The organism is Campylobacterota bacterium, assembly GCA_040752835.1.
Taxonomy (GTDB): Bacteria; Campylobacterota; Campylobacteria; order Campylobacterales; family Sulfurimonadaceae; genus Sulfuricurvum.
Genome location: JBFMGG010000006.1, coordinates 286,259 through 298,673 on the forward strand (window position 1 = coordinate 286,259; position 12,415 = coordinate 298,673).

Consider the following 12,415-nt stretch of genomic DNA (forward strand, 5'->3'; position numbering starts at 1 on the left):
ATTCTCCCCTCTGGGGCGGGGGGCATTTTGTGAATTGAAGCACTATGAAATAGTGCAAAATAACAAAATAAAAAAGAAGATCGTCGTCTATAACGACGATCCACCTAAAAAGGGAAATTAGTTATTGAACAGAGGGAATCAACCCTTGAAGGTTGGCAGTATCTTTCGTTGAAGACGATTCGGAGACACTTGAGGATTTGTTGATTGACAAATCTTTAGAAGTGGTTGACTCTTCTTCTTTCGCCAGTTCGATAGAGGTTGTATCCGAATCATTGATTGCAACTTTGAAGTTTGAAGTCGTTCCAAACATCGTGTTGTAGCCATACAAAAGATTGTTTCCCAGCTTCAACTGATTCTGGGGAAAATCAAAAAACAAACCTCCGCATTTGATCTGATTCGTCGAGCCAAAAAACTGACATTCAGCTTTAAGCGATCTGCTCACCTGAGCAAGTTGACTTTTTAAAATCGGATCGGTAATGTTTTCCGCATTTCTAAATGCCAAAACCGCCGACTGCTGCAACTGTTGCGTCGAAAAACTTTTTTGCCGCTTCACGATTTTTGAAAAATCGATGTTGGCTTGAGCCATCCGCGCACCGTTGTAGGCCAGGCACCCGACGTATCTTTTGAATTCTGTTTCATCCATTTCGGCGCGTTTAATCGGTGCATTATTCCGCGCAATTGCGTCATAGTATTCCTGAAGCGTAAGGTTGATCATCCCGTCTGCCGTTTCGGTTGTAAGATCAAAACTCAAAACGGTTTTTGGATTTTTGACGCATTCGGAAGCAAGCGAAAAATAGATCGGATAGGTATCGAAAGTGATTTCCTGCGATACCGATTTTTGCAACGACGCATTTGAAGATTCGCGTTTACTCTGCTTTTTCTCTTTTGCTTTTTTGATCGAGATAGAAGCATCCTGTTTGATGTTTCTTTCATTGCCGGTTTCGACCGAAGCGTCAACTGCAAAAAGATTGACAACCAATGCGGTCGAGCACAAGATAGAAAGTGTTTTTACCATGGCTGTCTCCGTTCTTTTGCTTTATTGAGATATTCTTTTTCCGCGACACGATCAATAGCGTAGCTTCTTGAGTCTCCCCACGTTTCCTTGTAATCAAAATACGGCTCCCCTTCAACAGTACATTTTCCAAAAGAAACTTTGACTGTTGAATTCTTTGATGCACCGGGACGCAAAAAGCCCGAGTACCACATAATAGGCACAGCTACAACTTTTTCGGATGATGACCAAACACCGTTTTGCGAAGCGCAAAAACCTTTAAAATCGTCATCGAAAGCCCGTATATTTTTCCCGACGTATTCACCTCCCCCGGAGGCGGTACGCATCAGCCCAAGCTCACGGAATAGATCACTCGGGGTCTTGTAACGATCGTAGTGCAGGTTCGGCCCTTTTGAAGCCGAACAACCGATCAAAAGAAGAGTTCCCGCCATGATGAAAAGCGTTTTAATCATCTTTTCCCCCCTGTCATAATCTTGCGTAAATATTTCTCTTTGAAATCATCTTCATTAAGCGACTTGTGCGCTTTTGCAATCTCCTCACATTGTGATTTTGAAGGGGTTACAAAAGTCAAATTGCGCTTCGTAATTTCAACACCATCACCTTCGGAGTCATTGCGGATCGCTTTTGCACAATCTCTGAAATTGAAACCATTTTCATCCTTGAATGAATTTTTATCGGAAGCAAGCAAGGACACACCACTGGTTGCAACAGCAGCAAGTGCACCGGCAAAAATCTTTGCTCCGGAGATTTCAGAGACGGTCTGTTTTGGCGACGCGTATTTTCCACCAAGATCAATCGATTGGTTGCAGACGTCGATTGAGTCTTTTTCTTTTTTCTCTATTTCATTGAGTTTGATAGCGGCCGCAACGAGATCGTTCTTGTCCGCTTCGATACAAGTGCCATCCGCATTTGATATCCATAGACCAGTTGGAAAATATTTGTCCACGAACTCGTTATTCCGTTGCTCCAAATCCGCTTTTTCAGACTCGGGTGTTCTATTCGGAAAAAACCACTTTCCAATCTTTAAACCACCGTCGTTTTTCAACTGATGACAAACGTCGTTATCTATGGCATAGAACACTTTTGGCGACAAGCCATCCCCGTAAGCGATAATCCCGCGCCTTGCAATGTTTTCACCGCGCACGACATTCATCTTTTTATACCCGAAGTTTTGATTTTCAAAATGAGCGACGCGGCCAATTTCCATTACGCTTGTGCATCCGTTGCCAGGGTTTGATACCCATTCCCCGGCTGGAGCATCTTGTGTAGAGATTTTATTTGGATTGACAAAATACGCAGCCTTCTCGACCGGTACAAGCTGCTCACAACGGGAAGGATCATCCGCAAAAGTACGATCTGCTATCCAAAGCAGAGTCGGATCATGCGGCACCGTCGTATAATAATTCCAAGCCAAAGAACGCTCCTGCGCGATCCATTTATCTGCTTTGTAATCATATTTTTTTTCAACCTGGTCATTGAAATAACGTTCGTCGATCGGCAATCCTCCGATACGATCATTTCGTGTAATTGGCTTGTTTTTGCCTTCGTGAATTCGCAGCGACAAATACAGTCGCTGTTTCTCTCGACGTTGAGAGCGCACATGTTTGAGCATCTGTTCAGCTGATACATCGGCAACAGCTTTGATCTTTTGTCCCTGCTGGCGACATTCAAACCACGAAGCTTGAGATCGAAACCTTTCTGTGAGGTTTTTTGTTTTTTGATCCGGCGTCCACCCTTTCGTCACATCACGTTCGAAAGCTTTTGTCAGTTCTTCAAACCGTCGATCCCCGTCCATCGCCAGCTTCTGAAGCCAATACGCTCCAGCAATGGCTATCGCTCCCATATCCAACTGCTGATTATCAACAATGTATTCACCAATGCTATCAGATGCGATATTAACCGTTGATCGTTCAATGAACCATTTGAGGAACAAAACATTTTTATCGATTTTAGCCGTTTGGGAAACCTTTTCAATACGTTTCAAAAAATCAGTATTTGCTGCTTTTGACAAATCAAAAACCCAACCAGAAAACGACAAAGGGAACATTTCATAGCGTTTGCTATTTTTGACCTGAATCGTTACACCGTTTGTTGTGACGATCGGACAAATGTTTTTTCGAGCTGTTTCATTGGCCTGTTCCATCATCGCCCTCGAAGTAGCTTCCGCGGCTTCGAATTCCCCGGATGGCCCTTTCATTGTATCCGGTGTAGCAATATAAGCTGCGCCCACATAGCAACCAGAATCACTTGAAATTTTTCCTGGATCTTTTTCAAAATCACTCGGAACGTATATGACACTATATCCGTTAGTCCCATCTGTTACAAACTGTTGAGCGTGCGCCATTTCGCTCAACAACACAATCGCAGCAGTCGCCGCCAACATTGATTTTTTCATACTTTCCCCTTTTATTTGTGGTTCGCGTTTTACAAACGGTTCATTGATGATTTGTATTTCTATTCAAAAAATAGAATTTTCAAATCTTGAGTAACTGCAATTCAACAAACTTTGCCGCCACAAAAGCCATTGCTCCCTTGAAAGCGATCCCGCCAAGGATGGCACCAAATTCCAACACATTTCCAAAGACAATCTCAAACATACAAGCTCCCTTTCAAACCCTCACCCTCTTTTTTGAAGGCTTAACTCCTGCCCGGAGGCTTAGAGAGCGATGGTTCTGTGTTTTTATACCCGCGATAAGCCGGGCGGGGAGGAGAGTGTCAAGGATCAGGGGAGGGATACCGGAGCGAAGCGAGGATATGCTCACCCCTTGACACCGACGAGCAGCCTGGCATCGTGATAGGGATAAAAACATAGAAACCAGAGCGGGTGTCGTCCGGGATGGATTGTGCTGAAAAAGTCGCTCCCTTCCCGATACGATATCGATCCGCTCTGAACCGGCGACCCTGGGAGTCGGTGAGGCAAGCGCCCCGGAAGAGGGGCGCAATCTTTCCCATCAAATTACTGCGTCGTGGTAGTATTGCAACATCCCGAATGAAATCTCATCGAGCCCGATATCTTCTTCGGATATCCACCACTCGAACCGCTCTTGCAGCAGCAGGATCCCGGCGCGATTGTATAAGGAAGCGGCAGTTATTTTACCCCCCACTGTTTTTAGCTCTACGAAATCAACATGGAAAAATTCGCTCATTCTATGTGTGTACTTTCTCATTATTTCAACTCCCCTTACGCTTCGAGAGCCTTGCGGATCTCAGCGTAAGCTTTAGACATTTTTTGCATCGCGGCGACGATGTTTCCGGTCCCCCATGACTTCAAGTAAAATTCGCTTTTACGATCAACCCCGAATTCGGCGCAAATCAGAGCTGTAACGGTTTCGGCCTCTTGTTCGACGATCGAGCTGGAAAGGTGTTCTTCGGTCGTTGTGTGGCCAAGCATGAAGTGTGCAAGCTCATGAATGAGGGTCCCCACGTTTTCGGCTTCGCTCAGGTTGCTATTGAGTACGATTTCGTTTGAAGAGACATAACCACCGATTGAGAACTGCATCGGGCGAAATTCAACGATCGTGCCAAGCGTTTGAGCTGCCTTTAAAACGTGATCGAGTGAAATTTCGGCTTTTGTAGTCATGCCTCTTTCGATCTCTTCCCCTTCGGTTTGGGCGATATCGAACACGGGAACGGGTCTAAAACCGACGATCGCAATGCGCTCTACCTCTTCCCCTGTTTCTTCGTCTTTGTCTTTAAATTTCTTTGTTTGTGGTGCAAGGATCGTTTTTGCTTTTTCCCCTTTTTTGACGCTGCGGCCGAGCTCTTTCCATTTGTTGAAGCTTGCGACCTGGTTGCATCCCTGGAAGGCAAGAAGCATTTTGTTATTGAAGCTGTAATTGTGGAAACGGGCCATGTTGTTGATGATGTTGAGATATTCGCCGGTGCTCATGTTTTCGACTTTTGCGACGATCTCAGTGATTTTGTTTTCGAGTTCTTTTGTCATGATGAATCCTTTTCTTGTTTGATGTTAGATCTTCGAAGGAAAAACCCTTTCTCTTGTGGATTCCTGAAGCTTTTCCCCCTCCCAAAACTCCTTTGGAGCCTTGAGAGGGAAGAGATGCCCGATCCTCCTAAGATCTTTCTCCCGTATCATCCTTCGCTTGACTGGCGTCCATCAAACCGCGGAAAGGGGAAAGTCAAGGATCAGGGGAGGGATAACCGAGGAACGAAGAGACGACGGGCGGCAAAGCCGCGAGCGAAGCGAATTATGCTCACCCCTTGAGCTTTCCCCGGGCGGTTTGATAGCCTGTTAAGGAAGCGAAGGGGTGATACGGGTTAAGAGATTAGGAGGTGAGGATTTCGGCCCGATCAAGATAAAGCGGAAAAGGAGTTTTGGGAGAAAATAAAAATGGTTTTAAACGCGGCCTCGTAGAGGATCGCACGATTTTGGAGGCCGAGGGATCGAGGCCGGATTTCCCCGCGAGCCGGGGAGCTGGGAAGGAATGTCAATAAAAACAAATATAGTTAAATAACTTATTTAACCTTTTCAAACTCCTCAACCAGCAGCTTCTTTGCATATGCGGTGACATCTTTGCAGCCGTTGGAAAACGCGATTGGCTGCAACACGTCCAGCAGCTCTTGCGAGACATAGAACTGGATCCGCTTATTTTGCTTTTGGTAGTCGTCCACCACCGGACGGCCGATCGTAGCCGATCCGGTCCCCTCGGTATTCTTTGAAACTTCCTCGAAATGGTTCACGGCCGCGACTGTTTCAGTCTTTTTGAATCCTTTGAATGCCATTCGATCCCCCTTACTTGTATGTGTTGATTATGTTAAGTAAGTTATTAAAATCATCTGAGACTTTCCGGTAACTGAACCCGAACAGCCCGCCTTCTGACTGCATCTGCGCGATTGTCTTGTGCTCCACGAAAATATTTTGCATCGCCGTCGAGGAGCGCAGCGGAACGATCGGCAGATGATCGAATCCAAACTCTTTGAGCGTATCGAGCATCGCCACATAATCTTTGTCGTCTTCCTTGATCTTATTCGGAACGAGGATGATATTCTCGTTCAGTGCCAAAACGGAGTTGATCGCCTCGATCGTCACTTCTACGTTCGCCTGCTCGACGATGAACGGAATGACGACGACGTTGGAACGCTTGAGCACGTCGGCCATGTGCGCCGTGATTCCTCCCCCGAAATCGTAGATAACATCATCGAGATCCTTGGGAACCGCACCGGTCGCAATCAGAAGATGATCGTCATCGAGATGGTTTTTCAAAACCGTATAGGTTTCATTCGCCACGATCCCGAAATCGAGCGTGTACGCGAGATTGAGGGCGATCGAGGTTTTCCCCTGGCCGCCCTTGAAATTCATGACTGAGATCTGCATTGTCGTCCTCTGTATTAAATAAGATATTAATGTTATTATAGTTAAATAAGTTATTAAAGTCAATGCAATTAAATAGCTTTCGCTATTTGGGAATGTTTTGAATGAGTATAGAATAAACAGCAAGGAGTTCGCATGTTTGATGTTTTCAAGAAGTGGTTGGGAATTGGCGGAATCGATTGCACTGATCCGGTGCAGCGCAAAATCTATTGTTCCAGTGCAACAGAGCGCACGGAGTCTTCGACGAGTATGTTTTCAGACGATCCAGTTGGTTGTGGGATCGATCTCAACGGCAACGGGATCTGCGATTTTTTGGAAAGCGATTCGTTTTCCTCTTCGGATAGTTTCAGCACGTTTGACAGTTGAGAGAAAGAGCACCATTTGACGGTAAAAAAGCGTCACGATGCGTGACAAAAACGTGCCAATAAGTTCGAAAAGCGAAAACCTACGAAGCCCACAAAACACCGCATTCTTCGACTTTTTAAAAATTTTCGCTTTCTTTGTGAAAACTTCACCAAGAATTCTCTCCAAGCGCCTAAAATAGGCGCTTAACGCATTTTATACGATGATTTTTTCTTGAATCATCGGTTCGGTTTTCATCGTTATCTGGCGAATCCGAGGATGTAATAGGTCGGTTTTCCCTCGACCTTTTGGAGTTCGACTTTGTATTTGTCGGCGAAATGGTTGATTTTTTCCAGCGCATCGGCGGCACTGCTTTCGTTCGTCGCGTCGATCTTGATTTTGAAACAGTCGTTGCTGTTGGAGAGGGCGACGTACGATTCGTCGGTTTTCAGCGCCTCGTGCAGATCAAGGATGTGCTTGATGATTTTCTCATATCCGTGCGTGTTCGCTTCGATGCGGGCAAGCTGGAGGCTGAGCGCCTCGTTGGGGGTGTATCCGAGCTGGTTCAAAATCGCTTCGTGTGTCATTCTCTTTATTCCTTTGCAAAATTAAAGAGCTTATTCTAACACAGAAGATATAATGGGCTTCATGAAATCACTCCTTATCCGCCTCACCCACGGTCTTTACGACCAGGATATCGCCAGCGAAGAACGCGAAACCGTCGCGCAATGGCATGCGATGAAACTCCTCGTCCACGAAGAGGGAAAATACACTTTCGCTTCCCAGTACCGTGCCGGAACCGTCGGCCTCGTCCAGGAACGGGGGGCGTATCTCCAGAGCATCGGAGAGAGCATCCGCGACCATTTTATCGATGCGGCCAACCTCATGGGGGCCAAAAACGGCGATCTCGTCATCGCCCAGCGGCTGATGGGGCGGCGGGGCGGACCGCAGGCCAAAGTCGTCCTGATCGCCGGACGGAGCGAAACGTTCAGCGTCGCGGTCGTGGGGCAGGGATTCGGCGGCCTCGTGCTGCAGGACATCCGCACGCTGCACCCCGCCGGCTTCACCCTCGCCGAGCTGCCGAACGCGGAAGAGGGATCGCTCTATCAGATCAACAACCAAAGCGGAAAGATCGAAGCGTACCTCGGAAACCTCTCGGACCCGAGCGTCGATGAAAAGATCGTCCTCGCCCTCTACAACAAGCACGATGCGTTCGATGAGGAGGTATTGCGACAGGCCCGCGAATTTCCCAAAGAAGTGGATGCATCCCTCTACCCCCATCGGCGCGACCTCCGTCATCTTCCCTTTTGCACGATCGACCCGGTCACGGCCAAAGACTACGACGACGCGATCTGCTACCTTCCCGAAACGTCCACCCTCTACGTCGCCATCGCCGACGTCAGCGAATACGTCAAACCTTTCGGAGCCATTGACGCCGAGGCCATTTACCGGAGCTTCTCGATCTATCTCCCCCACCGCTCCATCCCGATGCTGCCGCGCGAGCTCAGCGAAACGCTCTGTTCGCTGCAGGGGAACGTCGACCGGTTGGCCTACACGTTCGAAATGCGCCTTGATCCGGTTACCTACGAAGTCGCCTCCTTTGACCTCTACGAATCGATCATCCATTCCCACCGCCGTTTCACGTACGAGGAGATCGATGCCTATTTGGAAGGCAATTTTACCGTCGAAAGCGAAAAAGAGCGGCTCGCCCTGGCCTACATCCGCCCTCTTAACGACCTCACCGCGAAACTGCGTCAGGAGAGGATGAAAAAAGGGTACAACTTCCGCTCCAGCGAGCTGGAGATGTCCATCGACGAAGAGCAGAACATCGTCTCGACCGAGTTTGCCGTAGAAACCCCATCCCACGCCCTGATCGAAGACTGCATGCTGCTGGCCAACAAAGCGGCCGCGTCGATGTATGAACGGGGCGTTTTCCGGATTCACGAACCCCCTTCGCCGATGAAGATTCAAAGCCTTTACACCGAACTCGCTTCGATCGGGATATTCGTCGAATTCCAGGCCTCGGTCAAAGAGACGATCACCGCCATTCAGGCCGAAGCCGAACGCCGGGGGCTGGTGAGCGAAGTCGACACCCTCATTATCCGCGCCCAGATGCAGGCGCGCTACGCCCCCTACAATCTCGGGCATTTCGGTCTGGGGTTCGAGCGCTATACCCATTTTACCTCGCCGATCCGGCGCTACAGCGATCTCGTCGTCCACCGCCTCCTCAAGGCGATCCAGGCAGGCGATACCGAAGAAGGCTCCTACGTCCTGCGCAACATCGAATCGCTCTGCACCTCCATCAGTGAAAAAGAGCGCGAAGCCAGTGACATCGAAATCCGTTTCCACGAGCGTAAATTTGCCCGATGGGCCGCTACGGTGATCGGAGAGGAGTTCAAAGCCCGCGTTATGAAGGCCGAAGACGACGTCTACGCCGAAATCCACGACGTCGTCACGGGGGCGAGCGTCGCCGTGACGGGGCATTTCGGACTGATGCTCTTTGACGATATCGTCGTACGGATCGAAAAAGCCGATCTCGCCACCGCCAAGATCACCGCCTCGTTCGTCAAAAAACTCGATAAGGATACGGATGAATAGACAGGAGTTAGACCGCCATCTCCAAAACGGCAGCGCGCCCCGTGCAATGGCGCTGTTCGGAGAGAGCCATTTCCTGATCGACCGCTACGCGCAGCGCCTCCGCACGATCGAAGGGGCTTCGGTATTGAGCCTTTATTACGACGAATACGATTTCAACGTCGCAAAAGCCCACCTCTCGCAGGGGTCTTTGTTCGGTGACCGTAATCTTTTGCTTGTCAAATCGGAGAAAAAACTTCCCAAAAGCGATCTGGACACACTCGTCGAACTGGTGGGCAAAAACGGCGACAACTTTTTCCTCTATTGCTATTACGGCGAGGACGTCAAAGGGGCCGATACCGCTTTCAAAGGCCCCGATGCGGGGTCGGTCCGTTTTTTCCACCCCTACCCCAACGAAGCCCGCTCAATCCTGCTGCAAGAAGCGCAGCGGCAGGGGATCACGCTCGACAACCAGGCGGCCTTTCACCTCCTTGAGATCCATACCGGGGATCTGGCCCTCGCGTGCAACGAGCTCCCCAAACTGGCCGTATTGGACAAACCCCTCTCCGTCCGCGACATCGAGGAGCACGTTCACGGCCTCAGCGAGATCAAACTCGACCGTTTCATCGCGCAGGTGATTGAAAAAAAAGAGTTCCTTCCCACCCTGCGCCACCTCCTTGAATCGGGGGAAAACGAGATCCAAATCCTTACCGCGATCAGCGGCTTCCTGACGCAGCTGTACCTGTTCAACTCCGCGATCAAGCTTCACGGCGTCGCCGATTCGGCACTGGTTTTGGGATACAAACTTCCCGGATTCGTCGAAAAAGAACGGGCTTCCCTCTCGATCAAAATTTCACCCGAAAGTTACAAAAAAGGGATCAACCTCCTCCTCGACACCGAACTGAAAATGAAGTCGACCGGTTCACCGGACCAGGAATCGCTGCTTCTTTCGGCTTTACTGAAACTCCAGAGTGTTTTATAACCCAAACTTAAATTAAGCAAAATTTTAGTATAATCGCGACGTTCCTTGCTCTTTGCAACACGAGCCAATCGTGCTGTACGAATACCATAAGGGGCGAACACCAAAAGGAGACATACGTTATGAGACATTACGAAAACCTAGTAATCGTCAAACCTACTCTTACTGAAGAAGAGATCAAAAGCACTATCGCTCAAGTCGAAGATATCCTCACTGCAAACGGTGCGGAAATTATTGCACGCGACGCGATGGGAATGAAAAAACTGGCTTACCCGATCGAGAAAAACGCTCGCGGTTATTTCTACGTGATGTATTACAAAGCAGCACCTTCTGCAATTAGTGAAATCGAACGTCGCTTCCGTATCAACGAGGAGATTTTGCGTTTCGTAACGATGAAATACGATAGCAAACGTGAAGTCAAAGCATGGAACGATATGGTTGAAAAAACCAAAAAGCCTGCTGTAGCCGAGAAAAAAGAAGAAGCCGCTTCTTAAGCCCTTTAAGGAAACCCCATGTACAACAAAGTCATTTTGGTCGGAAACCTCACCCGCGATGTCGAACTACGATATTCGCAGAACGGTTCGGCGATTGCAAAAACCGCCATCGCAACCAGTCGTAAATTTACGATGAACGGCGAGAAAAAAGAGGAGACATGTTTTGTCGACATCACTTTTTTCGGCCGCTCGGGTGAAGTAGCCAACCAATACCTTCGCAAAGGCTCCAAAATCCTCGTCGAGGGACGGCTCCAGTTCGAACAGTGGGTTGACCAGCAAAGCGGCCAGAAGCGCTCCAAGCACTCCGTCATCGTCGAGACGATGCAAATGCTCGACTCGCGCGGCGAAGGCGGTTCTCAGGGCGGGTATAACGAATACTCCGACAACGGCGCAAGCTACGGGGGGGGCTATGAAGCTCCGGCTCCGAAAGCCTACAATCCGCCTCCGGCGTATTCGAAACCCGCTCCGGCACGAATGCCTGAAAACAATCTCCCCGAGATTGATATCAACGAAGACGAAATTCCGTTTTAACGAAAGTACAAGGATAGAACCATGTCAGAAAAAAGAAAATACAAAAAACGCTATTGCAAATACTGCGAAGCCAAAGTTGATTACATCGATTACAAAGACGTCGCGTCTTTGAAATACTCGCTCTCCGAGCGCTATAAAATCATGCCACGCCGTTTGACAGGCAACTGCAAACGCCACCAGGACATGGTAACCATCGCGATCAAACAAGCGCGTGCGGCTGCCCTCGTTCCGTATACCGTATCACGCAAAGTGGTAGCGGGCGCTCCATTCGAAGAAATTCGTTAAGCCCTCTTCTTATACCGGCATGCAGCCGGTATAAACTTCTCCCTCTCTACTCGTCAAACCTTTTTAATCAACAATGATCAATCCATCCAACGTCTGGGATCGTACCCGTCAGTAGGACGTTTGACTTCGGCTTTGTTCAATTGCTTTATCATCGTAACAACATCGGCTCCGTCTACAAAACTTTTCTCATTCGAACCGTTCTGATACCTAACGAATCCATGCCGCTCATAAAAGCGTATTGCGGGCGAATCAGAAACCACAGACACGCTTATCCGCTCATATAAAGCACCCGCTTCGATCAGCAGTTGGGACATCATTTCCGAACCGATACCGCGCCCTCTGAACTCTGGAAGGACGGCAATCATGAGGATGGGAGAGTTGTATCATCTATGTATCCGTTTGAACCGTGATCGGCATTCAGACGACGTATCCAGACAGCTCCTGCAAGCTGATTGTCGACTAGGGCATATAACCCCAAATCTTTGCTTGTAAAGCCGTAAAACGCTTCATAAATAGCCAGTTTCGGAAGATCGGCTAATGACTTCTTGACTTCATCCAGCCTCATGGCGTAATAAAGCATGTCAGTGACAATTTTTTGTTCGGATGATCTGAGAAAATATAAGCTAGTATTCATAAGCGGCATTATATCAGGATAGGGAAAAGAATGACGGAGATGATCAGTAAAGAGAAGTTGTGATTGTAATTTTTAGGACGGGATATTATAAATTGTAGTTAGAGTTAGAATCTTGCGGCCTGGCGGCGACCTACGTTTCCACACCTGAAAGGTGCAGTATTATGAGCGAAGAGGGTCTTAGCTTCCGGGTTCGGAATGGGGCCGGGCGTTTCCCCCTCTCTATAGCCACCAGAGC

Annotated in this window: 17 protein-coding genes and 1 rRNA gene; 6 read left to right on the plus strand and 12 right to left on the minus strand. The window is 48.5% G+C overall.

Going from position 1 to position 12,415, the window contains the following annotated elements; genetic code table 11:
* Positions 1-121: 121 nt before the first annotated feature.
* The 8 genes from AB1763_05860 to AB1763_05895 all read right to left on the minus strand — a co-directional run bounded on the left by AB1763_05860 (position 122) and on the right by AB1763_05895 (position 6,344).
* The gene (locus tag AB1763_05860; GenBank protein MEW5832345.1) at positions 122-1,015 is read right to left on the minus strand and encodes a hypothetical protein; all 894 of its coding nucleotides are present in this window, start codon (positions 1,013-1,015) and stop codon (positions 122-124) included.
* Positions 1,009-1,464, minus strand: a complete 456-nt coding sequence (locus AB1763_05865; protein MEW5832346.1) for a hypothetical protein — start codon at positions 1,462-1,464, stop codon at positions 1,009-1,011. Before AB1763_05865 ends, AB1763_05860 begins: the two co-directional genes overlap by 7 nt.
* The gene (locus AB1763_05870) at positions 1,461-3,407 is read right to left on the minus strand and encodes a hypothetical protein (GenBank protein ID MEW5832347.1); all 1,947 of its coding nucleotides are present in this window, start codon (positions 3,405-3,407) and stop codon (positions 1,461-1,463) included. The genes AB1763_05865 and AB1763_05870 overlap by 4 nt, the downstream gene beginning before the upstream one ends.
* Positions 3,408-3,486: 79 nt before the next feature.
* A complete protein-coding gene (locus AB1763_05875; GenBank protein MEW5832348.1) occupies positions 3,487-3,609 on the minus strand; it encodes a hypothetical protein in 123 nt (40 codons plus the stop codon).
* A 354-nt stretch (positions 3,610-3,963) separates the two neighbouring features.
* On the minus strand, positions 3,964-4,158 hold the full coding sequence (locus AB1763_05880) for a hypothetical protein (protein MEW5832349.1): 195 nt from the start codon (positions 4,156-4,158) through the stop codon (positions 3,964-3,966).
* 35 nt (positions 4,159-4,193) lie between these two features.
* Positions 4,194-4,955 carry an ArdC-like ssDNA-binding domain-containing protein gene (locus AB1763_05885; GenBank protein ID MEW5832350.1) on the minus strand — a complete coding sequence of 254 codons (762 nt, stop codon included), beginning with the start codon at positions 4,953-4,955 and terminating at the stop codon, positions 4,194-4,196.
* Positions 4,956-5,485: 530 nt separating this feature from the next.
* Positions 5,486-5,752 (minus strand): hypothetical protein, encoded by a 267-nt coding sequence (locus AB1763_05890; GenBank protein ID MEW5832351.1) that lies wholly within the window; start codon positions 5,750-5,752, stop codon positions 5,486-5,488.
* A 10-nt stretch (positions 5,753-5,762) separates the two neighbouring features.
* On the minus strand, positions 5,763-6,344 hold the full coding sequence (locus tag AB1763_05895; protein ID MEW5832352.1) for a ParA family protein: 582 nt from the start codon (positions 6,342-6,344) through the stop codon (positions 5,763-5,765).
* A gap of 132 nt (positions 6,345-6,476) precedes the next feature.
* On the opposite strand from AB1763_05895, the gene AB1763_05900 reads away from it, so the two are divergent.
* On the plus strand, positions 6,477-6,707 hold the full coding sequence (locus AB1763_05900) for a hypothetical protein (GenBank protein ID MEW5832353.1): 231 nt from the start codon (positions 6,477-6,479) through the stop codon (positions 6,705-6,707).
* Between the two features lie 236 nt (positions 6,708-6,943).
* Here AB1763_05900 and AB1763_05905 read toward each other — a convergent pair whose 3' ends face one another.
* Positions 6,944-7,270: a hypothetical protein gene (locus tag AB1763_05905; protein ID MEW5832354.1), complete on the minus strand. Its 327-nt coding sequence runs from the start codon at positions 7,268-7,270 to the stop codon at positions 6,944-6,946.
* 61 nt (positions 7,271-7,331) lie between these two features.
* Between AB1763_05905 and AB1763_05910 the strand changes: the two genes are divergently transcribed.
* From AB1763_05910 to rpsR, 5 genes are all read left to right on the plus strand, one after another.
* Positions 7,332-9,281 (plus strand): ribonuclease R family protein, encoded by a 1,950-nt coding sequence (locus AB1763_05910; GenBank protein ID MEW5832355.1) that lies wholly within the window; start codon positions 7,332-7,334, stop codon positions 9,279-9,281.
* Positions 9,274-10,239, plus strand: a complete 966-nt coding sequence (holA, locus tag AB1763_05915) for a DNA polymerase III subunit delta (protein MEW5832356.1) — start codon at positions 9,274-9,276, stop codon at positions 10,237-10,239. Before AB1763_05910 ends, holA begins: the two co-directional genes overlap by 8 nt.
* Positions 10,240-10,358: 119 nt before the next feature.
* Complete coding sequence (gene rpsF, locus AB1763_05920; GenBank protein MEW5832357.1) at positions 10,359-10,730, plus strand: 30S ribosomal protein S6; 372 nt, start codon at positions 10,359-10,361, stop codon at positions 10,728-10,730.
* Between the two features lie 18 nt (positions 10,731-10,748).
* A complete protein-coding gene (locus AB1763_05925) occupies positions 10,749-11,261 on the plus strand; it encodes a single-stranded DNA-binding protein (GenBank protein MEW5832358.1) in 513 nt (170 codons plus the stop codon).
* Positions 11,262-11,282: 21 nt separating this feature from the next.
* Complete coding sequence (rpsR, locus tag AB1763_05930; protein ID MEW5832359.1) at positions 11,283-11,546, plus strand: 30S ribosomal protein S18; 264 nt, start codon at positions 11,283-11,285, stop codon at positions 11,544-11,546.
* Between the two features lie 77 nt (positions 11,547-11,623).
* On the opposite strand, the gene AB1763_05935 is transcribed toward rpsR, so the two are convergent.
* The 3 genes from AB1763_05935 to rrf form a co-directional block, all read right to left on the minus strand.
* Positions 11,624-11,911, minus strand: a complete 288-nt coding sequence (locus tag AB1763_05935; GenBank protein ID MEW5832360.1) for a GNAT family N-acetyltransferase — start codon at positions 11,909-11,911, stop codon at positions 11,624-11,626.
* A complete protein-coding gene (locus tag AB1763_05940; GenBank protein MEW5832361.1) occupies positions 11,908-12,180 on the minus strand; it encodes a hypothetical protein in 273 nt (90 codons plus the stop codon). Before AB1763_05940 ends, AB1763_05935 begins: the two co-directional genes overlap by 4 nt.
* Before the next feature lie 117 nt (positions 12,181-12,297).
* Positions 12,298-12,413, minus strand: a 5S ribosomal RNA gene (gene rrf / locus AB1763_05945).
* Positions 12,414-12,415 lie beyond the last annotated feature (2 nt).

Excerpts from the sequence above, each read along its gene's own strand:
- AB1763_05860 (MEW5832345.1), bottom strand. The coding sequence starts at position 1,015 with ATGGTAAAAACACTTTCTATCTTGTGCTCGACCGCATTGGTTGTCAAT.
- AB1763_05865 (MEW5832346.1), bottom strand. The coding sequence starts at position 1,464 with ATGATTAAAACGCTTTTCATCATGGCGGGAACTCTTCTTTTGATCGGT.
- AB1763_05870 (MEW5832347.1), bottom strand. The coding sequence starts at position 3,407 with ATGAAAAAATCAATGTTGGCGGCGACTGCTGCGATTGTGTTGTTGAGC.
- AB1763_05875 (MEW5832348.1), bottom strand. The coding sequence starts at position 3,609 with ATGTTTGAGATTGTCTTTGGAAATGTGTTGGAATTTGGTGCCATCCTT.
- AB1763_05880 (MEW5832349.1), bottom strand. The coding sequence starts at position 4,158 with ATGAGCGAATTTTTCCATGTTGATTTCGTAGAGCTAAAAACAGTGGGG.
- AB1763_05885 (MEW5832350.1), bottom strand. The coding sequence starts at position 4,955 with ATGACAAAAGAACTCGAAAACAAAATCACTGAGATCGTCGCAAAAGTC.
- AB1763_05890 (MEW5832351.1), bottom strand. The coding sequence starts at position 5,752 with ATGGCATTCAAAGGATTCAAAAAGACTGAAACAGTCGCGGCCGTGAAC.
- AB1763_05895 (MEW5832352.1), bottom strand. The coding sequence starts at position 6,344 with ATGCAGATCTCAGTCATGAATTTCAAGGGCGGCCAGGGGAAAACCTCG.
- AB1763_05900 (MEW5832353.1), top strand. The coding sequence starts at position 6,477 with ATGTTTGATGTTTTCAAGAAGTGGTTGGGAATTGGCGGAATCGATTGC.
- AB1763_05905 (MEW5832354.1), bottom strand. The coding sequence starts at position 7,270 with ATGACACACGAAGCGATTTTGAACCAGCTCGGATACACCCCCAACGAG.
- AB1763_05910 (MEW5832355.1), top strand. The coding sequence starts at position 7,332 with ATGAAATCACTCCTTATCCGCCTCACCCACGGTCTTTACGACCAGGAT.
- holA (MEW5832356.1), top strand. The coding sequence starts at position 9,274 with ATGAATAGACAGGAGTTAGACCGCCATCTCCAAAACGGCAGCGCGCCC.
- rpsF (MEW5832357.1), top strand. The coding sequence starts at position 10,359 with ATGAGACATTACGAAAACCTAGTAATCGTCAAACCTACTCTTACTGAA.
- AB1763_05925 (MEW5832358.1), top strand. The coding sequence starts at position 10,749 with ATGTACAACAAAGTCATTTTGGTCGGAAACCTCACCCGCGATGTCGAA.
- rpsR (MEW5832359.1), top strand. The coding sequence starts at position 11,283 with ATGTCAGAAAAAAGAAAATACAAAAAACGCTATTGCAAATACTGCGAA.
- AB1763_05935 (MEW5832360.1), bottom strand. The coding sequence starts at position 11,911 with ATGATTGCCGTCCTTCCAGAGTTCAGAGGGCGCGGTATCGGTTCGGAA.
- AB1763_05940 (MEW5832361.1), bottom strand. The coding sequence starts at position 12,180 with ATGAATACTAGCTTATATTTTCTCAGATCATCCGAACAAAAAATTGTC.